We start from the raw sequence: 22,986 nt of genomic DNA, 5'->3' as shown, positions 1-22,986 counted from the left end.
GCCGCCCGCAGAACCGCGATTTGGCGCAAATCTCGTCAGCGGCGGGGGTTAGCGTTACTGCATGGGCGTCTTCACTCTCGGCGGGCTCACGACCGCTCCCGCATCCACCCGCTTCGATCTGCTTGCGCCGTCGACGCGTGCTGCGCTGGAGGCTCTCGGGTGGCTGGATGATGTCGGCGTGGTCGAAATCGACCCCGATGTCTCCGATACGGCCGCGACGCGCGAGCGGTTCGGGCTGGACGCGTCCACCCTCGCGAACTGCGTCGTCGTGGCGGGCAAGCGTGAAGGCGTCGAGCGGATCGCCGCGTGCGTCGTGCTCTCGACGACCCGCGCCGACGTGAACAACACCGTCAAGCGGTTGCTGGATGTGCGCAAGGCGTCGTTCCTGCCGATGGACCGCGCGGTGGAACTGAGCGGGATGGAGTACGGCGGCATCACCCCGATCGGCCTCCCCGCAGGCTGGCCGGTCCTGGTCGATGCGCGTGTGGCGGAGCAGGAGGTCGTGATCATCGGGTCCGGCGTGCGCCGGTCCAAGATCCTGCTGCCGGGCCGCCTGCTCACCGAACTCCCGGGCGCGCAGCTGGTCGACGGGCTGGGGCAGGAGGTCGCCGGATGAACCGTCAGGCGCGACAGGCCGCACGATGACCTCCACCCCGGTCGACCGTGTCCTCACGCCGCTGCGCGCCCGCCTGATCGAGACGCTCGCCGGCCGATCCGACGAGGTCCCCGCGTGGGTGCTCCGGCTGGAGGAGGGGGAGGACGAGGGCTTCTTCGCGCCCGGCAGCGCTGCCTGGGCGGTGCACGGCGGGATGCCGACGCTCGTTGCCGGCGTGCGCGCGTTGCTGCTGCAGGCACTGCATCCGGGCGCACTGGCGGGGGTGCGCGACTTCTCGCGCTTCCGCGAGGATCCGCTCGGCCGTCTGGCCGGCACCATCCAGTGGATCCACACCGTCACCTTCGGCAGTCGCGGCCAGGCCGTCGCGAGCTCCGAGATGGTCCGGACGCTGCATCGGCGCGTCGCGGGCACCTTCACCGACGGGCACGGGGTGGAGCGCCCCTACTCGGCCAATGATCCGGAGCTCGCACGCTGGGTGCACCTGGCGTTCACGGATGCTTTCCTGACCGCCCACGAGCACTGGGGCGACCCCATCCCGGGAGGCGCCGACGGCTACGTCGCCGAGTGGGCGACGGCGGCCGAACTGATGGGCGTCCCGGACGCGCCGACCACAGCGGCGGGACTGCGCGCCGAGATCGACGCGACGACCGACGCCGGCGAGCTGCGCGGGGGACCCGAGGTGGAGGAGATCGTGCGGTTCATCCGCCGGGCACCGCTCCGCCGGATGCTGCGGCCGTCGTACCGCATCGTGTTCCGCGCTGCCGTGTCCACGCTGGAACCGCGGCACAGGGAGCTGCTCGGCCTGCCGCCCACCGCCGCCGAACGGCTGCTTCCGCTGCACGGCGCGACGGGAGCGGTCCTGGCCGGAGCGCGCGTCCTGCTCGGTCCGCAGACCCAGGCGGAACTCGCCGCGCGCCGACGGCTGGCACGGCTCTCCGGCTCCTGACCGTTTGCGAGAGGATGTCGTCATGCAGGAAGACGTGAGCGAGCGCACCCGGACCGTCAGCTGGGAGGATCCGGCCCCCGGTGTCGCGGTGATGCCGACGATGAGCGGGCTGGAATACCTCCGCTCGCTGCTGAGCGGCGAACTGCCACCGCCGCCCATCACCGAACTGATGCGGATGTCGCTGGTCTCCGCCGATGTGGGAACCGCGACGTTCGTCTGCGATCCCGACGAGTCGCACTACAACCCGATCGGTACCGTGCACGGTGGACTGATGTGCACGATGCTCGACTCGGCGCTGGGCTGCGCGGTGCAGACCACCCTGCCGCAGGGGCAGGGTTACACCTCGATCGAGATCAAGGTCAACTACCTGCGGCCGGTCTACGCCAACAGCGGGCGGCTGACGTGCGTCGCGACGGTGACGAAGCCCGGCAACCGGGTCGCATTCGCCGACGGGGTCATCACGGACGCGTCCGGCAAGACCGTTGCGACCGCGACCGGCTCGCTGCTGGTCTTCCCGATTGGCGGCTGAGCGCGGCTGACTCCCCACGCGGGCCCGGCGCGCGCTACTTCTCGCGCTGCGCCAGGAGCTGGTCGCGCACCTTGCGGCGGATGACCTTCCCGACGATCGAACGCGGCAGCTCGTCCACCTGCACCACGTGCTTCGGCACCTTGTACGGCGTCAGGCAGTCGCGCCCGTAGGCCCGGATCGCCTCCTCGTCGAAGGACGCGCCGGCGTCCATGACGACGGCGGCCACCACGTCCTCGCCACCGCGGCGGTGCGGCAGACCCACTACCGCCACGTCGGCGACGCCCGGGAAGGTACGAAGCGCGTCCTCGACCTCGGTCGGGGAGACGTTGAAGCCTCCCGTCACGATGAGCTCTTTGATGCGGTCGACGATGCGGACGAAACCGTCCTCGTCCATCGTGACGATATCTCCTGTGCGGAACCAGCCGTCGGGCGTGAGCGCCTTCGCCGTCTCGTCGGAGTTGCGCCAGTACCCGGAGAACACCTGCGGTCCGCGGGCGAGCAGCTCGCCCTCCTCGCCGAAGGGTCGGTCCGCCGTCGGGTCGTCCGGGTCGGTCACGCGCAGCTCGGTGCTCGGCAGGGGGAGGCCGACCGTGCCGGGTCGCCGGCTCGCACCGACGGGGTTGGCCATGAGCACCGGCGCGCACTCGGACAGCCCGTAGCCTTCGACGAGGTAGCCGCCGGTCTGGCTCTCCCACAGGTCCACGATGGTCTGCGGCAGACTCATCGCCCCCGAGATGGCGATCTCGATGCCGGAGAGCGAGACCTTGCGTTTCTCGGCCGCCTGCACCAGCCGCTCGTAGATGGGGGGAACGGCGGGAAGGAAGGTCGCCGGATGCTTCTTCACCACATCCAGCACCAGGTCGGGATCGAACTTCGGGAACAGCACGAGCCGCGCTCCCATGCTCATCGCAAAGGTGAGGCAGAGGGTCAGCCCGTAGGCGTGGAACAGGGGCAGGACGGCGTAGACGACGGAGGTGCCGCGCTCGACGGTGGGAACCCACGCGCGCGACTGCGCGGCGTTCACGGTCAGGTTGCCGTGGCTCAGCATGGCGCCCTTCGGCCGGCCCGTGGTGCCGGAGGTGTACTGGATGAGCGCAAGATCGCCGCGCTCGGGCCGTGGGTACGACGCCTTGATGCGACGGGATGCGACCAGGGAGTCCCAGCTGATCGTCCCGGAGGTCTTGGCCGTGAGCTGCTCGCGCGCCTTCCGGGCGGCGGGCACGGGGAGGCGGAGGGCGAAGCGCTTGGAGGCGGGCATCGCGCGGGTCAGATCGACCGAGACGACGGTCGTGACGCCCAGGTCGGCCGGCAGCGCCTGAACGGTCGCGGCGACCTTGTCCCAGACGATCGCGACGGTCGCGCCGTGGTCCTCGAACTGGTGGCGCAGCTCGCGCGGCGTGTAGAGCGGGTTGTGCTCCACCACCACCGCGCCCAGGCGCAGCACGGCGTAGAACGCGGCGACATGCTGCGGACAGTTCGGCAGCACCAGCGCGACCCGATCGCCCTTGACGACACCGAGCCGGCGGAGCCCTTCGGCGGCGCGCGCGATCTGGTCGCCCAGCTCGGCGTACGTGGTCGTGGCGCCGAAGAACTCGAGCGCCACATGCTTCCCGTAGGTCTTCACCGAGTCGTCGATGAGGTGGGCGAGTGATCCCTCGGGGATGTCCACCTCGGCAGGGACTCCGGGCGCATAGCCCGAGATCCAGGGCTTGGCGCTGTACGGGGACGGCTCGCTCGGCACGCTGTCGCTGGTCACGCGCGCAAGCCTACGCGGAGGCGACCAGGGCCCGCACCGCATCCTCGATGGGTGTCTCGCCGGCGATGACCTCCCACTGGTGTCCGGCCGTCGCCGGCTCGTGGAGCACGAGTGCGATCAACCGGGCGACGTCCTCGCGCGCGATACTGCCGCGAGGAACGCTGTCGCCGAGGGTGATGCGTCCGGTTCCCTCGTCGGTCGTCAGGCCGCCGGGACGGAGAATGGTCCAGTCGAGCCCCGACTCGCGCAGGGCGGCGTCGGCGTCGCGCTTCGCTTCGACGTAGGCCTTCCAGACCGGGTCGGCGTCGTCGACCGGCGCGTCCACGCCCCAGGCGGACACCTGAACGAACCGGCGGACGCCTGCCTGCCGTGCGGCCTCCTGGGCGAGGATCGACCCGCCGTAGTCGACGGTCCGCTTGCGCTCGATCCCGGAAACTGCGCCCGCGCCCGCGGTGAACACCACGGCGTCGCAGCCGGCGATCGCGGCCGCGAGCGCTTCGGGAGTCGACTTCTCGATGTCGAGCAGCACGCCCTCGCCGCCGAGACGGTAGACGTCGTCTGCGTGCTCGTCGTTCCTGACGACGCCGACGAAGTCATCGCCGAGGTCGTAGAGCACCCGCATCAGCTGCTGGGCGACTTTTCCATGGGCACCGATGATCGCGACTCGAGTCATGAGACCATCCTTCCACCGTCCGGGCGGATGCGGGCCGCGGATGCGGGCGCGGGCACGCGTTCGCGCCGGCGACACGGCGTCCGCCGGGCGCGAACGCTCTGGGTTGCGCCCGCGGGCTCTGTTACGGTCGTGATCATGACCGCCCTGCTCGACCTCCTCGGACACGCCTTCGCGTCCGGCGCAGGCTCGCTGGGCGCCGCCGGTGGCGGAAGCACCGCAGGCTTCGTCGCCTTCGCCGGCGTCGCCGGAGCCCTGGGACTGGTCGCTGTCGTTGCTGCTGCCGCCCTCCGCTCGGTGGCCGCGCTGGCCGCATCCCTCCGCGTCCGCTCCGTGTGGTCGCGCCCGGTCGAGCCCGTCGCCGGCTGGCTGGCCGAGGGCCCCACCGACCTCGCCGCCGACGGCCGACCGCGCCCCAGGGCGCCTGGCCTCTCCCTGCCGGTCGCGTAACCGGCGCAGCAGCCCGACGTCCGCACTCCTCTGCGGCACGGCTGCGGCGCTCCCGCGACCAGACGCGTCCACTCTCCGTCGACTCGCAGGGATCACTCACACTCATGGACTTCTTCTCCTGGCCGCCCATCGCCGCCGTTCTCGACGGGGCCTACGGCCTCGTCACCGCCCTCTCCGCCACGGTCGAGCCGGTCACCGGCACGCTCGCAGGCCTCGTCGCCGTCGCCATGCTGACGGTGCTCGTCCGGAACGTCCTCATCCCCGTCGGCGTCAGCCAGGTGCGCGCCGAGTACAACCGCCGGCGGATCGCACCCCAGCTCGCCGAGCTCCAGCGGCGGCACAAGGGCGATCGAGAGACGCTTGCGCAGAAGACCCTGGAGCTGCACAGGGCCGAGCAGGTCTCGCCGTTCGCGGGGATGCTTCCGCTTCTCGCGCAGATTCCCGTCGTCACCCTGGTGTACGCCGTGTTCACGCATCCCACCATCGCGGGGCACGCGAACGGGCTGCTCGTCGAGCACGCGTTCGGGGCGCCCCTCGGCACCAGCTTCGTCGGACTCACCGGCGCGGGTGCCGGTGTCTGGCCCGCGATGCTGGTCTACCTCGGTGTGCTGGCGCTGATCGCCATCGTGACGACCGTCTCGCGGCGCGTGCTGACACTCCCGCAGCCCGAGGGCTCGACGGCTCCGGCGGGGATGCTGCGCGCGCTGTCGTTCCTGCCGTACGTGACCGTGGTCTTCGCGGCGTTCGTTCCGCTCGCCGCCGCTGTCTACATCCTCACGTCGACCGCGTGGACGGTCGCCGAGCGGTGGACGCTGCGCCGGCTCCTCGACCCGGCGCGGCGTGCCGGCGGGAGCGCGCGACCGACGACGTCGCACTGAATCGGGAATCGAATCGGGTGCGGCAGCGGCTGCTCCAGCGGGCGCACATCACGAGATGGGACGATCGATCCATGTGGAGACGCACCTCGAAGGATGACGGGCCGAGCGCCGCGGGCAGGCGGCCGAGCGCGGCGCCCGGCCTGGGCGTCGGCGTGCAGGTGTACGTGCGCGAGCACGACATCCCCTCGTCGGACGACTGGGTCGGAGAACCGACCGGAGTGATCGTCGCGCCCGGCGACCGGAACCTGCGCAACGTCTACGGCCCGGCCGACGGTCTGACCACGTGGACCGTCTCGTTCTTCGAGCCGCAGCACCGCCGCGACGGCCGCGGCCCGTACGAGCGCGCCGTCATCCCCGCATCGATGCTCGTGGCCGAGGAACCGTACGCCGGCTGAACCGGTTCGGCACCCTCTACCTCCGCGCAGCACGCGAACCTACAATGTCGGCATGTTCGTCGAGGGCACCCTTCGATGGCAGGTCACGGAGGACTGCCCGTGGGACCTGCTGATGGCCCTCGCCCTGCGGGACCTCGCCGGTCTGGGCGATCGCGTCCAGCCGGTGCTGCCGGGGCTGGAGCCGGCCGTCGCGCCGGCGTTCCACGCGGGACGTCCGCAGACGGCGGAGGGCCGAACCCGGATGCGTCCCGCGCCGGGGCTCGGCGCGCGGGGTGGTGCCAGCGGTGCCGGGCCCAACGAGGGGCCGGATCCGGACGACGCCCTGGCCACCCAATGGCAGGCCTGGTTCGAGGTCGCGGCCGACCGGCACCGGCGGCTGACGGCACCGCTGCTGCATCCGCCGCACTTCGAGGCGTTCGACCGCGCCATCGAACTGCAGGATGTGATCATCGCCCACTACGACGCCGCGGCTGGGTGGGCGCAGGCCCGTCACGCAGAGTACGTCTCCGCGAGCACCGCATCCCACGCCCGGCGCGCCGCCGACATCGTCGAGGTCGTGCGCGAGCGCGAGCACGAACTGCGGCGTCAGGCGGGGTACTTCCGGCTCGATATCGATGTGCTGCCGCTGGCCGAGAAGGGCGCGTGGATCGTCGGACCGCACACCGTCGTGATCAGCGCCACGATGCGCGACGACTCCGCCGCCTTCCGCGGCTGGCTGCGTCCGCTCGTCGCCGCCATCATCTGAGCGCGCGCGCCGCCCACCCCGCCGAGTGGTGACATCACGTCACCACTCGGCGGGGATTCCGGCAACGACTCACGGCTCGGCGAACCGGGAGCGCGGGTCAGGCGGGACGCTTGGCGGGGGAGACGGTCAGCGCCGGGTCGGTCTCGGCGATGTCGCCGACCGCCTCGTCGATGCGCGCGAGCACGTCGCCGGACAGCTTGATGCCGGCCGCTGCCGCGTTCGACTTGACCTGCTCGGGACGCGATGCGCCCACGATGGCGCCGGCCACGTTCGGGTTCTGCAGCACCCATGCGACCGCCAGCTGCGCCATCGTGATGCCCAGCTCGTCCGCGATCGGCTGCAGCTCCTGCACGGCCGTGAGGACGTCCTCCCGCATGAAGCTCCGGATGGCGTCGGCTCCGCCCTTCTCGTCGGCCGCACGGCTGCCCTCCGGCGCCTGCTGGCCCGGCTTGTACTTGCCGGTCAGGACGCCCTGCGCCACGGGCGACCAGACGATCTGCGAGATCCCGAGCTCGGCCGACGCCGGAACGACCTGCTTCTCGATGACGCGCCACAGCATCGAGTACTGCGGCTGGTTCGAGATGAGCTGGATGCCGAGGTCCTTCGCGAGCGCGTGCCCGGCCCGAAGCTGGTCGGCACTCCATTCGCTGACGCCGATGTACAGCGCCTTGCCCTGGCGCACGACGTCGGCGAACGCCTGCATGGTCTCCTCGAGCGGCGTCTCGGAGTCGTAGCGGTGCGCCTGGTACAGGTCGACGTAGTCGGTGCCGAGGCGCTGGAGGGAGCCGTCGATGGACTCGAAGATGTGCTTTCGCGACAGCCCGACGTCGTTGTGCCCCTTGGGGCCGGTCGGCCAGTAGACCTTGGTGAAGATCTCAAGGGAGGCGCGACGCTCGTTCCTGAGCGCGTCGCCGAGCACCTGCTCGGCCACGGTGTTCGCGTACGCGTCCGCGGTGTCGAACGTGGTGATGCCCGCGTCGAGCGCGGCGCGAACGGACTCCGTCGCCGTGTCGTTCTCGACCTGGGAGCCGTGGGTGAGCCAGTTGCCGTAGATGATTTCGGAGATCTTGAGTCCGCTGTTGCCGAGGTACCTGAATTCCATGCTCCCAACGTATCCCCACTCCGCGCCCCACTACTTCGGCGGAAGAGGCCCGAGTGTCGGGCGCAGGTGAGAAGGTGGAGGGGTGGGACGAGCGGATGGCAGCCAGCGGCAGGTGAGCGCGTCCGACGTCGACGACTCCGAGGCGTCCATCCTGCACGTCGACATGGATGCGTTCTTCGCGTCCGTCGAGCTGCTGGAGCGACCGGATGCGCGCGGCAAGCCCGCGATCGTCGGGCACGCGGGTGGCCGCGGCGTCGTCACGAGCGCGACGTACGAGGCTCGCCGGTACGGCGTCCGCAGCGCGATGCCGATGTCGCAGGCGATGCGGCTCTGCCCGACCGCGATCATCCTGCCGCCGCACTACGAGCGCTACACCGAGTACTCCGCCAAGGTGATGGACATCTTCCACGAGGTCACTCCGCTGGTCGAGCCGCTCAGCATCGACGAGGCGTTCCTGGATGTGTCCGGCGCGCGTCGGCTGCTGGGCTCCCCGCGGCGCATCGCCGAGCTGATCCGGTCGCGGGTGCTCGAAGAGACGGGCCTGACCTGCTCGGTGGGCGTGGCGGCGACCAAGTTCATGGCCAAGCTCGCCTCGGGCCGGGCGAAGCCGGACGGCCTCCTGGTCGTCCCGCGCGCCGAGACGCTCAGCTTCCTCCGCCCGCTCCCGGTCGGCGCGCTGTGGGGCGTCGGCGCGAGCACCCAGGCGTCGCTCGAGCGGATGGGGCTGCTCACGGTCGCCGACCTGGCGGACGCGCCGCTCCACGTCCTGCAGAAGGCGGTGGGGGAGGCCAGCGGGCGACGGCTGCACGACCTCGCCAACGGGCGCGACGCACGCCGCATCGTCACCGAGTCGCGCGAGAAGAGCATTGGTCACGAGAACACCTTCGGCACCGATGTCGGCGATCTCGACACGCTGCGCCGCGAGTTCCTCCGGCTCTCGGGACGCGTGGGCGAGCGGCTTCGCAAGCACGAGATGGTGGCCCGCACGGTCGCGATCAAGGTGCGGTTCTCCGACTTCCGCACGATCACCCGTTCGCGCACGCTCGCCGAGCCGACCAACGTCGGCAGGCGGCTGTTCGAGGAGGCGTGGGATGTGTTCGACGCGCTCGGCCTCGATGTCCGGCAGACGCCGCTCCGGCTGATCGGGGTCCGGGCGGAACAACTTCTCGACGCCGGGGGCGACGCGCTCGCGCTGTGGGACCCGGACGAGGAGTGGCGCGAGACCGAGCGGGCGCTCGACGCGGTGAGCGCGCGCTTCGGCCGCGGGATGATCGGCCCGGCGTCGCTCGTGCGGCGCTCCCGCGACGCCGCCGAAGAGGAGAGCGACGGCCGCAACCCGAAGTACGTCAGCGACTGAGCCGCGTTCCCGATGCGACCTGTTCACGCGGCGGGCGGCGCGCTACCGTGACAGCATGACGAACTTCTCGCTGAAACTCGCCGAGACCGTGACCGGCTCCGGCATCAAGTCGGTCTACGGGGAGCCGGTGGTCGTCGACGGTACGACGATCGTCCCCGTCGCCGCCGTCCAGTTCGGCTTCGGCGCGGGCGGAGCGGGGGACGAGGACTCCGCAGGCGGCGCAGGCGGCGGCGGGGTGGCGATCCCGTTTGGCGCCTACATCTCCGACGAGCTCGGTGTCCGCTTCCGGCCGAACCTGATCACGCTGCTCGCGGTGGGCATCCCCTTCGTGTGGGTGGCCGGTCACGCGTGGGCCCGCGTCATCCGCGCTCTCAAGAAGTAGCATCCCGCCCCCTCCGGTCTACACTGGGAGCGAACACGGGAGTCCGGTGAGCCGGGCTGAGAGGAGACTTCTCCAAGTCTCGACCGTCGAACCTGATCTGGGTCATGCCAGCGCAGGGAGGACCTTTCTCAACATCCCGTGCCCTGTTCCATTTCGACAGAAGGGGCACGAACAGTGCACGCAACCATTTCCTCAGCGGGCGCACGCCCGCGCACTCTCCGCTGGCGGGTCGTCGACATCGTCGTCGCCAGTGTCGTCGCCGTCGCATCCGGCGTCGTCTTCTGGGTCTGGGGGGTCGTCCAGAACCCGATCTCGGGTCCCGTGGGCGCCGTCCTGCCCGGATTCCAGGGTCTGCTGAACGGCCCCTGGCTGTTCGCGGGCGTCCTCGTGGCGCTTATCGTCCGCAAGCCCGGCGCCGCGCTGTTCGGCGAGCTCGTCGCGGCGGTCGTCTCCGCCCTGATCGGGACGCAGTGGGGCTTCGCCACGCTGCTGTCCGGCGTCGTCCAGGGCCTCGGGGCCGAGATCGTGTTCGCGCTGTTCCTCTACGCGAACTGGCGGCTCGTCCCGGCCCTGCTCGCCGGTGCCGGCGCGGGACTCGCGGAGTCGGTGCTCGACCTCCTGTACTGGTACCCGGGTTCCACCGCCGGTTTCGCGATCACCTACACGATCACGACCACCGTCTCCGGCGTCGTCGTCGCCGGTCTCGGCTCGTGGCTGCTCGTGCGCGCACTGGCCCGCACGGGCGCGCTGAGTCGCTTCGCCGCCGGCCGTGAAGCGCGGTCGGCCGTGCGAGCCTGAACACGGTGAGCCTGCCGCTTCCGGCCCCGGCCGGTGTCGCGGTCCACGACTGGGGCTGGCGGTACGCGGGGCGCAGCGCCTGGGCGACCCGGGGCGTGGAGCTGCGGATCGAGCCGGGGGAGCGCGTCCTGCTGCTCGGTGCCTCCGGCGCGGGCAAGAGCACGCTGCTGGCGGGTCTGGGCGGCGTGCTCGGCGGGGACGACGACGGGGAGGCGGAGGGCACGCTCACCGTCGCCGGCCGTCCCCCCGCCGAGTCGCGTGGCGTCGCGGGCCTGCTGCTGCAGGATCCGGATGCGCAGGTCATCCTCGCCCGCGTGGGCGACGACGTGGCCTTCGCGTGCGAGAACCTCGGGGTGCCCCGGAACGAGATCTGGGGGCGCGTGCGCCAGGCCCTGGGCGACGTCGGCCTCGACGTGCCGCTCGACCATCCGACCGATCGGCTTTCGGGCGGCCAGAAGCAGCGACTCGCGCTGGCCGGGCTGCTGGCCATGCGGCCGGGGCTGCTCCTGCTCGACGAGCCGACGGCGAACCTCGACCCCGACGGGGTGCTGGAGGTGCGGGATGCGGTGCGCTCGGCCCTCGACGCGAGTGGGGCGACCCTGGTGGTCGTGGAGCACCGTGTCGCGGTCTGGCGCGACCTCGTGACGCGGGTCGTCGTCCTGGGAGCCGACGGGGGAGTGCTCGCCGACGGAGCTCCGGACGTCGTGTTGAGCGATACGGCCGGCGAGCTGCGGCGCGCCGGGGTCTGGCTGCCGGGTACGGCCGTTCCGGAGGCGCCGGTCGTGACCGAGGGCGACCCCCTGCTGACGGCACGGTCGCTCGTCTTCGGTCGCGGACCCGCCGTCACCCGCGGTCGCCGCCGGGGTGCGGCGCGCGGTCGCCGACCGTCGCGGACGACGCACGCACTCCCGGTGGGCGGACCGGTCGACGCCGACATCCGCGAGGGGTCCGCTCTGGCCCTCATCGGCCGGAACGGCGCGGGCAAGTCCACTCTCGCGCTGACGCTCGGCGGCCTCCTGCCCGCCCTGGGTGGCACGCTGGTCGCCGAGGCGGCTCTGGCGTCGGGCGCTGTCGAGGACCCCGCCGCGTGGCGCTCGCGCGAGCTCCTCACCCGGATCGGCAGCGTGTTCCAGAACCCGGAGCACCAGTTCATCGCCTCCACCGTTCGCGACGAGCTCGCCGCCGGCCCGCGTGCTCTCGGTCTCGCCGACCTCGAGGTCGACGCCCGGACGGACGAGCTGCTCGCCCGTCTCGCCCTCGACGGCGTGGCGGAGGCGAATCCTTTCACCCTGTCCGGCGGCCAGAAGCGCCGGCTCTCGGTCGGAACAGCGCTCGCGACCCGGCCGCGACTCCTGATGCTCGACGAGCCCACCTTCGGACAGGACGCACTGACGTGGCAGGCGCTCGTCGGGATGCTCGCGGACCTGCGGAGGGCCGGGCACGCGGTCGTCGCGGCCACCCACGACGCCGAGTTCGTGGCAGCGGTGGGTGCCTCGGCGCTGCGGCTGGATGCTGCCGAGGTGGTCGCATGACCCTCCTGCAACCGCTCCGGACCGGTCCTCTCGCCACGCTGAACCCGGTGTCGAAGCTCGGGGCGGCCCTGATCGTCACGGTGGCCCTCCTGCTGTCGATCGACCCGGTGTCGGCGGGAGTCGCCCTCGCGCTGGAGCTGATCCTCCTCGCCTTCGCCGGACTGCCCTTCCGAACCGTCGTCGCACGGACGGCGCCGGTCTGGATCGCCGCGCCGCTCGCCGGGCTGACGACGCTGCTCTACGGGCAGGCCTCCGGCACCGTCTACGTGCACTGGTGGGCCGTCGAGATCAGCGACGGCTCGATCTCCCTCGCGCTCGCGACGGCCCTGCGGGTGATCGCGATCGGGCTGCCCGCCGTGCTGCTGTTCATCACGATCGACCCGACCGACCTCGCCGACGGTCTGGCCCAGCTCGTGCGTCTCCCGGCGCGTTTCGTGATCGGCGGTCTCGCCGGGCTCCGCCTGGTGGGACTCTTCGCCGAGGACTGGCGCGCGCTCACCCTCGCGCGCCGTGCCCGCGGAGTCGCCGAGTCGGGCGCCCTGCGCCGCTTCCTGGGCCAATCGTTCGCGCTGTTCGTGCTGTCGCTGCGACGCGGGACGAAGCTGGCGACGGCGATGGAGGCGCGGGGCTTCGGGGCGGGCGGCGTGCGCACCTGGGCGCGCCCATCCGTCTTCCGCGGCAGGGACTGGCTGACGCTGGCTGTGGCCGCGCTCGTCGCGGGTCTCGCGGTCGGCGCCGCCGTCGCGACGGGGAGCTGGAATGCGCCCCTCGGCTGAGCTTGCGGCGCTCGACGCCGCGGTGGCGACCGCTGTCGACGCGGCGAACGCGGACGGGAGGACGCCGATCATCCTGATCGACGGTCCGAGCGGCGCGGGCAAGAGTTCGCTGGCGGATCGCCTGCTCGCCGCGTGGCCGGCGAGCGGAAGCCCGCGGCTGGTGCGGATGGACGACCTCTACCCGGGATGGGAGGGCCTGGACGCCGGAAGCGAGGCGGTCAGCCGTGACCTCCTCGGGCCGCTCCGCGCATCCGGCACCGGCTCCTGGATGCAGTGGGACTGGGCGGAGCATCGTCCGGCCGGCCGCCACCGGGTCTCCGGCCGCGATCCGTTGGTCGTCGAAGGATGCGGCTCGCTGTCCCGCCGGAACGCCTCCCTCGCCGACCTGACCGTGTGGTTGCAGGCGGACGACACCCTGCGAAAGCAGCGCGCCCTCGCCCGGGACGGTGCAGCCTTCGCGGTCGAGTGGGACCGCTGGCAGGCGCAGTTCGACCGGTTCGTCGCGCGCGAGCATCCCCTTGCACTCGCATCACTGGTTCTCGATGTGACGTCGGCCGGTCTCGCGAATCCCGCCCCGGGGACTACGGTGGACTCATGAGCGACGCACGACAGGATCCCGAATACATCGTCGAATACGCCGACGGACCCCTGGTGGGGCAGGCCGAGCGCCGTTTCCTGGTGGGCGGCAAAGCGGAAGACAGGATCCCTGCGATCGTCGCCGTCGAGGGCCTCGAGTCCACCTTCTGGTACGTCGCAGGCGAGCAGCGCGAGGTCGAGGGCCAGCTTCAGGTGAAGTACCACTTCGATCAGCCCGACTCGGATCCGGTGGCGCCCGAGAAGGAGGACGAGTCCATTTTCGGCTACGGCGCCTGAGTCGCGGGGGCCTGAGCTCCGAAGACTGAGGGACTAGGCCCAGCCCAGTTCGTGGAGCCGGTCGTCGTCGATGCCGTAGTAGTGCGCGATCTCATGCACCAGCGTGATGTGCACCTCGTCCCGTAGCTCGTCCTCGTCCGCGCTGATCGCGAGCAGCGGCTCCCGGTAGAGGACGATGCGGTCGGGCATCTCGCCGAATCCGTATTCGCCGCGCTCGGTGAGGGCGACGCCGTCGTACAGGCCGAGCAGGTCGAGCGAGCCGTCCTCTGGGCGGTCCTCGACGACGAAGACGACGTTGTCGAGCCCGTCGACCATATCGTCGGGTAGCCGGTCGAGTTCGTCGGTGACGAGTGCCTCGAACGCCTCCGCGTCCAGGGACAGGCTCACGCCGTCATCACCACGCCTCGGCCACGGCCGCATGCAGGTCGAGCAGTGACGGCGTCCGTTCGCTCGGTCCGCGACCGAAGCCGCACTCCGTCCCCACGCCGAAGCCGTCGACCGCGGTCGCCGCGGCCTGCGCCCGGCGACGGGCGCCCTCCAGCCCGTCCTCGTGATGGATCAGGCCGAGATACAGCTCCGTGCCCGCGGGCACCTCGACGTCCGCCAGCGGCGCGAAGTACTCCGCGTCGTCGCGCTCGATCGGAACCGGCAGGTGTACCCAGGTGATCGGCCGCGGGGCTGCGGCGAGGATGCCGCGGAGCACATCGGCGAGGTGACCGGCATTGACCGGCTGCACGAAGTGCTGCTCCTCGACGTCGCCGTAGCAGAGGTGGTAGCCGACCTGCACGTCCGCGGGAACCGCGGCGGCCTGCCGGGCGGCGCGCTCGATCACCCCGGCCAGCACGTCCTCGCCGAACCAGGACGGCATCCGGCCCTCGAGCAGGGCGAACTCGACCGCCGTATCCCACTGGATCGCCAGGTCCTCGTGCGGGATGCCGTCGAGGATGCGCTGCAGTTCGCCGAAGAGGGCGCGCTCGTACGCGGGCTCGAAAGCTGCCCGATCCTCCGGCACGATGAACGGCCCGACGACGCCCGCCGGGGTCGGCAGCGAGACCTGGAAGCGCGTTCCCGGGGCGATGACGCCCTCGTCCCTCAGGGCGCGGAAGGTCGCGTACGACTCGAGCGCGGCATCGGCGTACCCGAGGTCCGGGAACACCAGGTCGGCGGCGGTCACGCCCTCGTCGAGGCGGAACGGCCTGCCGTCGAAGATCTCGCGCAGGAAGAACGGTTCGACGGGGATGCGCGAGATTCCCGCCATCGAATCCAGTCGCGCGGTCTGGAACTGCACCCAGTAGAAGCGTTCCCCGACCTCGCCGTCCGGGATGCGGCGCATCCGGTCGCCCAGGTGTGAGCCGACGGTGCGCAAGACCGTCTCGGCGTCGGGCAGGTTGACGCTGCCGACGAGATGGGCCCCGCGGATGACGGGCGAAGCGGATGCGGTGTCGAGGCTGTTGGTCACCGCGCGAGTCTACCGGCGGGTGCGCTCGCACCCGCCGGTGGACCCCTGGCTCAGCGGCTCAGTACCAGTTGACCGACTCGGAGTGGTCCCACGCGCTGCACGGGGTTCCGTAGCCGCGGGAGATGTAGTCGAGGCCCCACTTGATCTGCGTGGTGGCGTTCGTCTGCCAGTCGGAGCCGAACGTCGCCATCTTGCTGCCGGGAAGGGCCTGCGGGATGCCGGTCGCGCCACTGCCCGAGTTCGATGCCTGGTAGTTCCAGCCGGACTCGCGCTGCCAGAGCTTGTCGAGGCACTGGAACTGGTCGGCGCCCCAGCCGTACTGGCTGGCGGCGATGCTCGCGGCGGCGGCCTTGGCTCCACCGACGGTGTTGGCGTTCGCCTGGGCAGCGGCTGCGGCTGCGGCGGCTGCGGCGGCTGCCGCTGCGGCCTGCCGGTCGGCCTCGGCGCCCGCGGCAGCGAGTGCGTCGGAAGCCGCCTTGGTCTTGTCGATGGTGGCGCGGAGCTTGTCGTCGCCGAGCTTGGTGTACTCGCTCAGACCGGCGATCGCGGTCTTCGCCGCGGAGGCGTCGGTCTTCGTCTCGTTGGCGGCGACGGTGCTCTGCGCGCCGCTGAGGGTGTCCTTGGCCTCGCGCTCGAGGCGGTCGCGCACGATGGCGCCATAGACGCCGAGCTGCTCGTGACGCATGCCGGTCGCCTCGGAGAGTTCGCGGGTCTGACGTTCGCCGGCCTGCTGCTGAGCGACCACCGGCGCGATGAGCGTTGCGCTCATGATGACGGCTGCGGCACCGGTGACGATGCGGCTGAAGGGGACGGGACTGTTCTTGAGGGTGTTACGGAGAGTGCTGAGCATTGGTTTCCTGGATCGGGCTTCCCCGCCTGTGCACGGTGACAGCGTCATCCATGCGTCGGACCTCGATTTCTTCGGGGGCGGTCCGGCGGGCTGGCTACCGCGTACATGCGTGGAAGCACCTCGTGGACCCGTGGTCCGGAAGCGCAGCATGCGACGCGGGTGTGCCGGGCGTGGAAGGGTCGGGCATCCAGGACCGGGCGCGGGGGCGCCTCAGGGTTGGGGGTGGGGGCTGGATGCCGCCGAGCGCGGCACGGACGGCTTTCGATGCCGTCGCCGACGACTGTAGGCGCTGTTTCTGGACGCTTCGGGCACGGATGCTGGCAAAGTCGTGTACGTGTCACCGTTCGGTGGCGTCGACGGACGCCTCCGCGGCGGCCTCTTCCGCCTCCACGGCGGCTTCCGCTTCGTCCATCCGGCGGTTCGTCACCCACAGCATCGGGATGAGCTGGAGCACGACGAGGAGGCCCATGATCAGGAACACCCAGCGCACGCCGAGCAGCTGTCCCAGGAGACCACCGGCGATGGCACCGAGCGGCATCGTGCCCCACGCCAGCAGCCGGTAGGCGCTGTTGAGGCGGCCGAGCAGCCGCGTCGGGGTGATCCGCTGGCGCAGCGACACCGTGATGACGTTCCAGATCGAGACGGTGACGCCGCCGATGAGCAGGCCCGCCCCGATGACGAACGGGTTGTCGGTGAAGCCGGGCGTGGCGATGGTGAGCAGCGATCCGGCGATGGTCAGTGCCAGGGCGCGGGAGCGGCCCAGCAGCCGTTCCGCGGGTTCGGCCAGGAACGTGCCGAGCACACTCCCGATTGCCGAGAACGTGAGCAGCAGTCCGTAGGCGGGGTCGGACAGTTTCATCGTGGACTGCGGGCCGGCGGCGTAGAGCACGAAGACCGTGAAGACGGCGGAGCTGGCGAAGTTGAAGACGCCCACCATGATCGCGAGGGTGCGCAGGAGAGTGTTTCGGCCGAGGAAGCGGAGTCCCTCCCCGATGTCCGCGCGGATCGTGGTGCGCACGGTGCGCTCCGTGGTGAACCGGCCCCGCACGAGCAGCAGCACGCCGATCGCGACCACCCACAGCAGCGCGGGCGCGCCGAAGGCGAAGGCGACCCCGGTCGCCACGAGGAAACCGCCGAGGGGCGGCCCGACGAACTCGTTGGCGGTCAGCTCCGCGGCATAGAGGCGCCCGTTCGCCCGGGACAGCCGGTCGCGGGGGACCAGCTGCGGGAGGATCGACTGCGACGACGTGTCGTAGACGGTCTCGGCGACACCGATGCAGAGCGCAGCGGCGTAGAGGAGCAACAGCGAGCCGGCACCCGCGATGCTGACGATCGTCAGGCACGCCAGGAACAGCGCCCGCGCGGCGTTCGCCACGAGCATGAGGCGTCGCCGATCGAACCGGTCGGCGAGTGCGCCGGCGGTCAGGGCGAACAGCAGCCAGGGCAACGTGAACGCGAACGACAGCCCGGCGATGAGCGCGGGGGAGTCGGTGTAGCGGATGGCGACGAGGGGCAGCGCAACCTTCATCACGCCGTCCGCCAGGTTGGAGAGGCCGGCGGACGTCCAGAGCTTCCAGTAGCGCGCGCCGAGTCCTGTCGTGGTCATACGGTGAGCCTGGCACGGGGATTGAGAAAAATCAATCGACCCGAGAAACCTCAATCTGCCGCTACACTCGCCCTATGACCGACGACCGTCGTGCGGATCCCGACGCGAAACGACGCCCGGCGACGCCCCAGGAGCTCAAGGCGCTGTCCCACCCGCTGCGCGTCCGTATCCTGCGCCTGTGCGGCGATCAGGAACTCACCAACAAGCAGCTGGCCGACCGGCTGGGAGTGGATGCCGGCACCGCCTACTACCATGTGCGGCAACTGGTGGCGGCGGGGTTCCTCGAACCGGCACAGGTGCGGGCCGGGGAGTCCGGCGCGCTCGAGAAGCCGTACCGGTCCACAGGGAAGAGCTGGTGGCTCTCGGTTCCCCTCGAAGACCTCGATCTGCGCCACGGGCTTGCGCCGGTCGACGCGTTCCAGCAGGAGCTCGCCGAGGCGGGGCCGGCGTCCATCGCCACGTATGCACGCTTTTCGCTGCACCTGTCGCCCGACGACGTCGCCGAGCTGGACCGTCGCATCGTCGCCGTCCTTGACGAGTACATCGAGACGGACTCGGAGCGGTCGCACCTTCCGGCGCATGGCGGGATCTTCCTGCTGCACCGCACCCCCGACGGATCAGGCGCCGCGGGGGACTGAGCGGCAGGGCACCCGGCGCGGACGCGGGAGGGTCAGAGCGCTTTCGCTGCCGCCGCGAGCACCTGCGCCAGTGTCGGAACACCCTCGGCGCGGAACACCTCGGTCCCGTCCTGCGCCGCGACGATGACCGTCGGGGTCGAGCGGATGCCGTCGCGCTCGGCCTGCTCGACGTTGCGTGCCACATCCAACTCGGTCACCGCCACGCGGGGCGCCAGACGGGCGGCCTCCGCGAGGATCGCGCGTGTCTGCATGCACGGCTCGCAGAAGGCGGAGGTGTACAAGGTCAGTCGGGCTGCCGTCTGCTGCTGCCCGGTGACCGCCGGGTCAACGGCCGGTGTCGAATCCACATCGCCAGTGTACGTCGGGAGAAATCGCGGCGACGATCCCGGTGAACCCGGCGTCGGCGCGCGCGGCCGGGAGCGGAGTCGACCGACAATCGTCCCGTGAGCCGAACGACCTTCACGCGCTACGTCGCCCTCGGTGACTCGCTCACCGAGGGCCTCTGCGACACTGCGCCCGCACGGCCGGACGCGTTCCACGGCTGGGCGGACCGCCTCGCGGGCATTCTCGACGGGGATGCCCGGCTCGCCGGCTCCACCGTCGAGTTCGCGAACCTCGCCGTCCGCGGGCGCCGCATCGCCGATGTCGTGGATGCGCAGATCCCGGACGCCGTCCGACTCGAGCCGGACCTCGTCTCGGTCATGATCGGCGGCAACGACCTGATGAGCCCGGCCGCGGATCCGGATGCCCTCGCCGCGCGGCTGGAGAGCGGCATCCGCGTGCTCCGGGAATCGGGCGCGACCGTTCTGCTGGCCAACATCTTCGACCCCCAGTTCGCCTTCTTCCTCAAGCCCTTCCGCGGGCGCGCGGCGGTGTTCAACGCGAACATCTGGAGCATCGCCCGCGACCAGCGCGCGGTCGTGCTCGACGTGTGGGGCGTGCGCGAGTTCCGCGATCCTGCGATGTGGGCATCGGACCGGGTGCACCTGAGCACCCGCGGGCACCGGCTGCTCGCGGCCCAGGCAGCACACGCGCTCGGCGTGCCGTATGCAGAGATCGGGGGACCGGAGGCGTCGGGACCGCCGGACCCGCCGACGCCGCCCGACTCGGTGCCGTTGCGCACCTGGCTGCGTGTGTACGCCATCCCGTGGGTCGCGCGCCGCCTGCGGCACGTCTCCACCGGCGACGGCAGGGGTCCGAAGCTCCCGGTGCCGCAGCGTGTGGATCTGGGCGGCTACCCCGTCCCGGGGACCGTCGGAGGGCGGCACTAGACTTCCGGGTATGGCAAATTCCTCGGATCGGCTGGTCTGGATCGACTGCGAGATGACCGGCCTCGACCTCGAGGTCGACGAGCTCGTCGAGATCGCGGTGGTGATCACCGACTTCGAGCTGAACGTCCTCGACCCCGGCTTGAGCATCGTCATCAAGCCCGATGACTCGGCGCTGGCGAACATGGGCGACTTCGTACGGCAGATGCACACCACGTCCGGCCTCATCGAGGAGATCCCGAACGGCAAGAGCCTCGCCGAAGCGGAGTACGAGGTGCTGGAGTACGTGCTGAAGTTCGCGCCGACCGCGCGCACCGCTCCGCTCGCAGGCAACACCATCGGAACCGACCGCATGTTCCTCGCGAAGTACATGCCGCGACTCGACGCGCACCTGCACTACCGGAACGTCGACGTGTCGTCCATCAAGGAGCTGGCCCGCCGCTGGTTCCCGCGCATCTACTTCAACGCTCCGGAGAAGAACGGCGGTCACCGGGCGCTTGCCGACATCCTCGAATCCATCCGCGAGCTCGACTACTACCGCGCCGCGGCGTTCGTCGCGCCTCCCGGTCCGACCACCGAGGACACCCAGGCACTGGCCACGGGTGTGGTGGAAAAATGGACCCCGCTGATGGGCTAGAATCGATGAGTTGCTTATCGGCCGACGAGTAGTCGGCCTGAGCCATGGTGGGTATAGCTCAGCTGGTAGAGCGCCTGGTTGTGGTCCAGGAGGTCGCGGGTTCAAGCCCCGTTACTCACCCCACCAAAGGGCCTGGTCTCCTCGAGACCGGGCCCTTTTTGCGCGTCGTCACCTGTTCCACGATTTGCGCCAAATCGCGGTAATGGGCGGCCCGATTACGCGATTTGGCGCAAATCGTGCCCGGGTAGACGCGAGGGGAGGGACGCGACGCAAAGGTGCCCCCGGCAGGAATCGAACCTGCGACCAAGAGATTAGAAGGCTCCTGCTCTATCCGCTGAGCTACGGGGGCGTCCCTCCAACGATACCGGAGGGGCGGCGACTCAGAGAGTCGCACCCGCCTTGCCCGTCCGGTTCACGATCGCGATGACCGGACGCCGGCCGCGCAGCCCGAATCGCAGCCGCAGGCTCGCCTGGCGCGCGATGAGCACGGCGATGACCGCGGCCGCGGCGGCGGGGACCACGCCCGAGATCGCCATGGCGATGTGCGGGCCGACCTGCTCCACGAGCCAGCCCATCAGCGGTCCGCCGAGCGCCTGTCCGCCGAGCAGGACGAGGATGTACAGCGAGATCACCCGCCCGCGGATCTGCACGTTCGACGACATCTGCACGAGCGAGTTCGCCGCCGTGATGAAGAGCAGGTTGCCGATTCCGATGCCGACGAGCAGCATCCCGAACGCGATCTCGCCCGGGGCGAACCCGGCGACGGCCTGGACGATCCCGAGCACAGCCGCCGTGCCGACCACCATCGAGAGTCGCACGCTCGTGCGGCGAGTGGATGCGAGCGCTCCGGCGAGCGCGCCGGCCGCGACCAGCGCGTTGAACAGGCCGTAGCCCTGGGCGCCGACGTGGTACACGTCGTTCGCGTAGGCGGCGAGGAAGACCGGCATGTTGAACGCGAAGACCGCGACGACGGCGACCATCACCACCGTCCAGAAGATGACAGGCTTGCGGCGCACGTAGCGCATCCCCTCGGCCAGCTGGCCCTTGCCCCGCGGGGCGGCGGGGGAGGCGTGCAGCTCTGACCGCTTCAGGGTGGCCACGGCGAACACGACCGCCAAGCAGGCCACCGCGTTGATCACGAACGACCAGCCGCCGCCGACTGCCGTGATGAGCACGCCGCCGAGCGCCGGCCCGATGAGCCCGCCCAGCTGGAAGATCGACGAGTTGAGACTGATCGCGTTGCGCAGGTAGCGCGGGCCGACGAGCTCGCTGACGAAGACCTGGCGCGTGGGGTTGTCGACGACGGTGACGAGTCCGAGCGCGAACGAGATGGCGTAGACGTGCCAGACCTGGATCTGGCCGGTCAGGGTGAGAACGGCGAGCAGCGCGGCGAGGACCGCTGCGCACGACTGGGTGATGACGAGCAGGCGCTGCTTGGAGTAGCGGTCGGCGAGCACGCCGCCCCAGAGTCCGAAGACGAGCATCGGGGTGAACTGCATGAACACGGTGATCCCGACGGCCGCGACGCTGCCCGAGAGCTGCAGCACCAGCCAGTCCATCGCGATGCGCTGCATCCACACCGCCGTGTTGGCGACCAGGTTGCTCGCGGCGAAGCGCCGGTAGTTCGGGACGCGGAGCGAGGCGAACGTCTCACGCCACGGCGGCCGGGCGGAGAGGACCGGCATGGGTCCGGTGGGCGGGGCCGCTGCGGTGGAGTGCGCCACGTGTGTGTTACCTCGATGTCTCGTCTGGTTCCGTATGAAGTGTCACTTCGACATTACGCATCCGGGGCTATTGTTGTTCCCGATCATCGCAATAACTCCCATTGGTTTTTCGAATGGATGGCTCATGTTCGACCCGATCCTGCTGCAGACCTTCCTCGCCGTCGCCGACACGCACAGCTTCACCAAGGCCGCCGTGCGGCTGGGCATCAGCCAGCCGACCGTCAGCCAGCACATCCGCAAGCTGGAGCAGTCGGCCAAACGCCAGCTGATCGCGAGGGACACCAGGGACGTGCGCCTGACCGACAACGGGGACGCGATGGCCGGGTTCGCCCGCACGATCCTCGCGGCGCTGGCAGAGGCCGACAGCTACTTCAGCGGTTCCGCCATGCGCGGGCGGCTCCGGTTCGGCGCGGCGGACGACCTGGCGATCACGACGCTTCCGCGCGTGCTCCGGCATTTCCGGCAGCAGAACCCGCAGATCAACCTGGAGCTGACCGTCGACCAGTCGGCGCCGCTCCACCGGAAGCTGAAGGCCGGGCACCTCGACCTCATCTTCATCAAGCAGACGCCGGGGACGACCGAGGGCACGGTCGTCGCGACGGACGAGCTGGTCTGGATGGGTCAGGAGAAGACGATCCTCGACCCCGAAGGCCCTGTCCCGCTGATCTCGTATCAGGGCCCGAGCCTGAGCCGTCAGGCCGCCATCGACGCTCTCGAAGCGGCCGGGCGCACGTGGCGGATCACCTGCAACACGCGCGAGGTCAACGGTGTGCTCGCGGCCGTGCGAGCGGGCATCGGCGTCGCGGTGTTCCCGCGCTCGCTCATCCCGACCGACCTGATCAAGGTCACCAACCGGTTCGCCCTGCCCGAGCTCGGCCACGTCGACTTCACCCTGCTGTCGAACCCGAGCGCCGCGCGGGAGCCGGTGGAGGCACTGACCACGGCGATCCTCGCCCGGGCGGTCAGCCGGGTGGCCTGAGCCGCCACGGCGGCCGGACC

The 22,986-nt window shown here is 70.8% G+C and carries 27 protein-coding genes, 2 tRNA genes and 1 riboswitch; of the genes, 19 read left to right on the top strand and 10 right to left on the bottom strand.

Features of this window, described 5'->3' with window-relative positions; all coding sequences use genetic code 11:
• Positions 1–61 precede the first annotated feature (61 nt).
• Genes P3F85_RS08495 through P3F85_RS08485 form a run of 3 tightly spaced genes read left to right on the top strand, consistent with a single transcriptional unit; the run spans position 62 to position 2,091 of the window.
• Positions 62–616 (top strand): YbaK/EbsC family protein, encoded by a 555-nt coding sequence (locus P3F85_RS08495; RefSeq protein WP_374010799.1) that lies wholly within the window; start codon positions 62–64, stop codon positions 614–616.
• Positions 617–641: 25 nt separating this feature from the next.
• Entirely contained in the window at positions 642–1,562 is a 921-nt protein-coding gene (locus tag P3F85_RS08490; RefSeq protein WP_374010798.1) for an oxygenase MpaB family protein, read from the top strand.
• Positions 1,563–1,584: 22 nt separating this feature from the next.
• The gene (locus tag P3F85_RS08485) at positions 1,585–2,091 is read left to right on the top strand and encodes a PaaI family thioesterase (RefSeq protein WP_374010797.1); all 507 of its coding nucleotides are present in this window, start codon (positions 1,585–1,587) and stop codon (positions 2,089–2,091) included.
• A gap of 34 nt (positions 2,092–2,125) precedes the next feature.
• On the opposite strand, the gene P3F85_RS08480 is transcribed toward P3F85_RS08485, so the two are convergent.
• Together P3F85_RS08480 and P3F85_RS08475 are read right to left on the bottom strand one after the other, a co-directional pair.
• Entirely contained in the window at positions 2,126–3,847 is a 1,722-nt protein-coding gene (locus tag P3F85_RS08480) for a long-chain-fatty-acid--CoA ligase (protein ID WP_374010796.1), read from the bottom strand.
• A 10-nt stretch (positions 3,848–3,857) separates the two neighbouring features.
• On the bottom strand, positions 3,858–4,520 hold the full coding sequence (locus P3F85_RS08475) for an SDR family oxidoreductase (protein WP_374010795.1): 663 nt from the start codon (positions 4,518–4,520) through the stop codon (positions 3,858–3,860).
• A 135-nt stretch (positions 4,521–4,655) separates the two neighbouring features.
• On the opposite strand from P3F85_RS08475, the gene P3F85_RS08470 reads away from it, so the two are divergent.
• The 4 genes from P3F85_RS08470 to P3F85_RS08455 all read left to right on the top strand — a co-directional run bounded on the left by P3F85_RS08470 (position 4,656) and on the right by P3F85_RS08455 (position 6,985).
• Positions 4,656–4,967 carry a hypothetical protein gene (locus P3F85_RS08470; RefSeq protein ID WP_374010794.1) on the top strand — a complete coding sequence of 104 codons (312 nt, stop codon included), beginning with the start codon at positions 4,656–4,658 and terminating at the stop codon, positions 4,965–4,967.
• A gap of 104 nt (positions 4,968–5,071) precedes the next feature.
• On the top strand, positions 5,072–5,845 hold the full coding sequence (locus P3F85_RS08465) for a YidC/Oxa1 family membrane protein insertase (protein ID WP_374010793.1): 774 nt from the start codon (positions 5,072–5,074) through the stop codon (positions 5,843–5,845).
• A 71-nt stretch (positions 5,846–5,916) separates the two neighbouring features.
• The gene (locus P3F85_RS08460; protein WP_374010792.1) at positions 5,917–6,240 is read left to right on the top strand and encodes a hypothetical protein; all 324 of its coding nucleotides are present in this window, start codon (positions 5,917–5,919) and stop codon (positions 6,238–6,240) included.
• Positions 6,241–6,292: 52 nt separating this feature from the next.
• Positions 6,293–6,985 (top strand): hypothetical protein, encoded by a 693-nt coding sequence (locus tag P3F85_RS08455; protein WP_374010791.1) that lies wholly within the window; start codon positions 6,293–6,295, stop codon positions 6,983–6,985.
• Between the two features lie 97 nt (positions 6,986–7,082).
• Here the strand turns inward: P3F85_RS08455 and P3F85_RS08450 are convergent, their stop codons facing one another.
• Positions 7,083–8,087, bottom strand: coding sequence for an aldo/keto reductase family protein (locus tag P3F85_RS08450; RefSeq protein WP_374010790.1), 1,005 nt, complete (start codon positions 8,085–8,087; stop codon positions 7,083–7,085).
• Between the two features lie 82 nt (positions 8,088–8,169).
• Here P3F85_RS08450 and dinB point away from each other — a divergent pair, with 82 nt between their 5' ends.
• The 7 genes from dinB (at position 8,170) to P3F85_RS08415 (ending at position 13,805) form a co-directional block, all read left to right on the top strand.
• Positions 8,170–9,444: a DNA polymerase IV gene (gene dinB / locus P3F85_RS08445; protein ID WP_374010789.1), complete on the top strand. Its 1,275-nt coding sequence runs from the start codon at positions 8,170–8,172 to the stop codon at positions 9,442–9,444.
• A gap of 55 nt (positions 9,445–9,499) precedes the next feature.
• On the top strand, positions 9,500–9,826 hold the full coding sequence (locus P3F85_RS08440) for a spore germination protein GerW family protein (protein WP_374010788.1): 327 nt from the start codon (positions 9,500–9,502) through the stop codon (positions 9,824–9,826).
• A 25-nt stretch (positions 9,827–9,851) separates the two neighbouring features.
• Positions 9,852–9,962, top strand: a riboswitch (TPP riboswitch).
• Between the two features lie 38 nt (positions 9,963–10,000).
• Positions 10,001–10,624 (top strand): ECF transporter S component, encoded by a 624-nt coding sequence (locus P3F85_RS08435; RefSeq protein ID WP_374010787.1) that lies wholly within the window; start codon positions 10,001–10,003, stop codon positions 10,622–10,624.
• A 5-nt stretch (positions 10,625–10,629) separates the two neighbouring features.
• On the top strand, positions 10,630–12,156 hold the full coding sequence (locus P3F85_RS08430) for an ABC transporter ATP-binding protein (protein WP_374010786.1): 1,527 nt from the start codon (positions 10,630–10,632) through the stop codon (positions 12,154–12,156).
• Positions 12,153–12,932, top strand: coding sequence for an energy-coupling factor transporter transmembrane protein EcfT (locus P3F85_RS08425; RefSeq protein WP_374010785.1), 780 nt, complete (start codon positions 12,153–12,155; stop codon positions 12,930–12,932). Before P3F85_RS08430 ends, P3F85_RS08425 begins: the two co-directional genes overlap by 4 nt.
• Complete coding sequence (locus tag P3F85_RS08420; RefSeq protein WP_374010784.1) at positions 12,916–13,530, top strand: ATP-binding protein; 615 nt, start codon at positions 12,916–12,918, stop codon at positions 13,528–13,530. The genes P3F85_RS08425 and P3F85_RS08420 overlap by 17 nt, the downstream gene beginning before the upstream one ends.
• Positions 13,527–13,805 carry a hypothetical protein gene (locus tag P3F85_RS08415; protein ID WP_374010783.1) on the top strand — a complete coding sequence of 93 codons (279 nt, stop codon included), beginning with the start codon at positions 13,527–13,529 and terminating at the stop codon, positions 13,803–13,805. The genes P3F85_RS08420 and P3F85_RS08415 overlap by 4 nt, the downstream gene beginning before the upstream one ends.
• Positions 13,806–13,838: 33 nt before the next feature.
• Here P3F85_RS08415 and P3F85_RS08410 read toward each other — a convergent pair whose 3' ends face one another.
• From P3F85_RS08410 to P3F85_RS08395, 4 genes are all read right to left on the bottom strand, one after another.
• Positions 13,839–14,225 carry a metallopeptidase family protein gene (locus P3F85_RS08410; RefSeq protein WP_374010782.1) on the bottom strand — a complete coding sequence of 129 codons (387 nt, stop codon included), beginning with the start codon at positions 14,223–14,225 and terminating at the stop codon, positions 13,839–13,841.
• On the bottom strand, positions 14,200–15,264 hold the full coding sequence (locus P3F85_RS08405) for a hypothetical protein (protein ID WP_374010781.1): 1,065 nt from the start codon (positions 15,262–15,264) through the stop codon (positions 14,200–14,202). The genes P3F85_RS08410 and P3F85_RS08405 overlap by 26 nt, the downstream gene beginning before the upstream one ends.
• Positions 15,265–15,322: 58 nt before the next feature.
• Positions 15,323–16,114 carry a hypothetical protein gene (locus tag P3F85_RS08400; RefSeq protein ID WP_374010780.1) on the bottom strand — a complete coding sequence of 264 codons (792 nt, stop codon included), beginning with the start codon at positions 16,112–16,114 and terminating at the stop codon, positions 15,323–15,325.
• 337 nt (positions 16,115–16,451) lie between these two features.
• Positions 16,452–17,720 (bottom strand): MFS transporter, encoded by a 1,269-nt coding sequence (locus P3F85_RS08395; RefSeq protein ID WP_374010779.1) that lies wholly within the window; start codon positions 17,718–17,720, stop codon positions 16,452–16,454.
• A 74-nt stretch (positions 17,721–17,794) separates the two neighbouring features.
• On the opposite strand from P3F85_RS08395, the gene P3F85_RS08390 reads away from it, so the two are divergent.
• A complete protein-coding gene (locus P3F85_RS08390) occupies positions 17,795–18,358 on the top strand; it encodes an ArsR/SmtB family transcription factor (protein ID WP_374010778.1) in 564 nt (187 codons plus the stop codon).
• Positions 18,359–18,390: 32 nt separating this feature from the next.
• Here the strand turns inward: P3F85_RS08390 and P3F85_RS08385 are convergent, their stop codons facing one another.
• Positions 18,391–18,705 (bottom strand): thioredoxin family protein, encoded by a 315-nt coding sequence (locus P3F85_RS08385; protein ID WP_374010777.1) that lies wholly within the window; start codon positions 18,703–18,705, stop codon positions 18,391–18,393.
• A 96-nt stretch (positions 18,706–18,801) separates the two neighbouring features.
• Here P3F85_RS08385 and P3F85_RS08380 point away from each other — a divergent pair, with 96 nt between their 5' ends.
• From P3F85_RS08380 to P3F85_RS08370, 3 genes are all read left to right on the top strand, one after another.
• A complete protein-coding gene (locus tag P3F85_RS08380) occupies positions 18,802–19,629 on the top strand; it encodes an SGNH/GDSL hydrolase family protein (RefSeq protein ID WP_374010776.1) in 828 nt (275 codons plus the stop codon).
• Between the two features lie 10 nt (positions 19,630–19,639).
• Positions 19,640–20,263, top strand: a complete 624-nt coding sequence (gene orn / locus P3F85_RS08375; protein WP_374010775.1) for an oligoribonuclease — start codon at positions 19,640–19,642, stop codon at positions 20,261–20,263.
• A gap of 47 nt (positions 20,264–20,310) precedes the next feature.
• Positions 20,311–20,386, top strand: a tRNA-His gene (locus P3F85_RS08370).
• 153 nt (positions 20,387–20,539) lie between these two features.
• Here the strand turns inward: P3F85_RS08370 and P3F85_RS08365 are convergent.
• Both P3F85_RS08365 and P3F85_RS08360 read right to left on the bottom strand, forming a co-directional pair.
• Positions 20,540–20,612 (bottom strand) — tRNA-Arg (locus P3F85_RS08365).
• A 31-nt stretch (positions 20,613–20,643) separates the two neighbouring features.
• Complete coding sequence (locus P3F85_RS08360) at positions 20,644–21,948, bottom strand: MFS transporter (RefSeq protein ID WP_374010898.1); 1,305 nt, start codon at positions 21,946–21,948, stop codon at positions 20,644–20,646.
• Between the two features lie 163 nt (positions 21,949–22,111).
• On the opposite strand from P3F85_RS08360, the gene P3F85_RS08355 reads away from it, so the two are divergent.
• Positions 22,112–22,966 (top strand): LysR substrate-binding domain-containing protein, encoded by an 855-nt coding sequence (locus tag P3F85_RS08355; protein ID WP_374010774.1) that lies wholly within the window; start codon positions 22,112–22,114, stop codon positions 22,964–22,966.
• The last annotated feature ends 20 nt before the right edge of the window (positions 22,967–22,986 follow it).

It is taken from the genome of Leifsonia sp. T36S-04 (genome assembly GCF_042465655.1).
Classification (GTDB): domain Bacteria; phylum Actinomycetota; class Actinomycetes; order Actinomycetales; family Microbacteriaceae; genus Leifsonia.
The sequence above is the reverse complement of the archived record's forward strand: the minus strand, read 5'-3'. Positions and strand labels throughout refer to the sequence as shown.

Coding starts and splice junctions, on each gene's coding strand:
- P3F85_RS08455 (WP_374010791.1), top strand. CDS start 6,293: ATGTTCGTCGAGGGCACCCTTCGATGGCAGGTCACGGAGGACTGCCCG.
- P3F85_RS08495 (WP_374010799.1), top strand. CDS start 62: ATGGGCGTCTTCACTCTCGGCGGGCTCACGACCGCTCCCGCATCCACC.
- P3F85_RS08465 (WP_374010793.1), top strand. CDS start 5,072: ATGGACTTCTTCTCCTGGCCGCCCATCGCCGCCGTTCTCGACGGGGCC.
- P3F85_RS08425 (WP_374010785.1), top strand. CDS start 12,153: ATGACCCTCCTGCAACCGCTCCGGACCGGTCCTCTCGCCACGCTGAAC.
- P3F85_RS08485 (WP_374010797.1), top strand. CDS start 1,585: ATGCAGGAAGACGTGAGCGAGCGCACCCGGACCGTCAGCTGGGAGGAT.
- P3F85_RS08470 (WP_374010794.1), top strand. CDS start 4,656: ATGACCGCCCTGCTCGACCTCCTCGGACACGCCTTCGCGTCCGGCGCA.
- P3F85_RS08460 (WP_374010792.1), top strand. CDS start 5,917: ATGTGGAGACGCACCTCGAAGGATGACGGGCCGAGCGCCGCGGGCAGG.
- P3F85_RS08355 (WP_374010774.1), top strand. CDS start 22,112: ATGTTCGACCCGATCCTGCTGCAGACCTTCCTCGCCGTCGCCGACACG.
- P3F85_RS08360 (WP_374010898.1), bottom strand. CDS start 21,948: ATGCCGGTCCTCTCCGCCCGGCCGCCGTGGCGTGAGACGTTCGCCTCG.
- P3F85_RS08420 (WP_374010784.1), top strand. CDS start 12,916: ATGCGCCCCTCGGCTGAGCTTGCGGCGCTCGACGCCGCGGTGGCGACC.
- P3F85_RS08450 (WP_374010790.1), bottom strand. CDS start 8,087: ATGGAATTCAGGTACCTCGGCAACAGCGGACTCAAGATCTCCGAAATC.
- P3F85_RS08400 (WP_374010780.1), bottom strand. CDS start 16,114: ATGCTCAGCACTCTCCGTAACACCCTCAAGAACAGTCCCGTCCCCTTC.
- P3F85_RS08490 (WP_374010798.1), top strand. CDS start 642: ATGACCTCCACCCCGGTCGACCGTGTCCTCACGCCGCTGCGCGCCCGC.
- orn (WP_374010775.1), top strand. CDS start 19,640: ATGGCAAATTCCTCGGATCGGCTGGTCTGGATCGACTGCGAGATGACC.
- P3F85_RS08475 (WP_374010795.1), bottom strand. CDS start 4,520: ATGACTCGAGTCGCGATCATCGGTGCCCATGGAAAAGTCGCCCAGCAG.
- P3F85_RS08390 (WP_374010778.1), top strand. CDS start 17,795: ATGACCGACGACCGTCGTGCGGATCCCGACGCGAAACGACGCCCGGCG.
- P3F85_RS08395 (WP_374010779.1), bottom strand. CDS start 17,720: ATGACCACGACAGGACTCGGCGCGCGCTACTGGAAGCTCTGGACGTCC.
- P3F85_RS08440 (WP_374010788.1), top strand. CDS start 9,500: ATGACGAACTTCTCGCTGAAACTCGCCGAGACCGTGACCGGCTCCGGC.
- P3F85_RS08410 (WP_374010782.1), bottom strand. CDS start 14,225: ATGCGGCCGTGGCCGAGGCGTGGTGATGACGGCGTGAGCCTGTCCCTG.
- P3F85_RS08415 (WP_374010783.1), top strand. CDS start 13,527: ATGAGCGACGCACGACAGGATCCCGAATACATCGTCGAATACGCCGAC.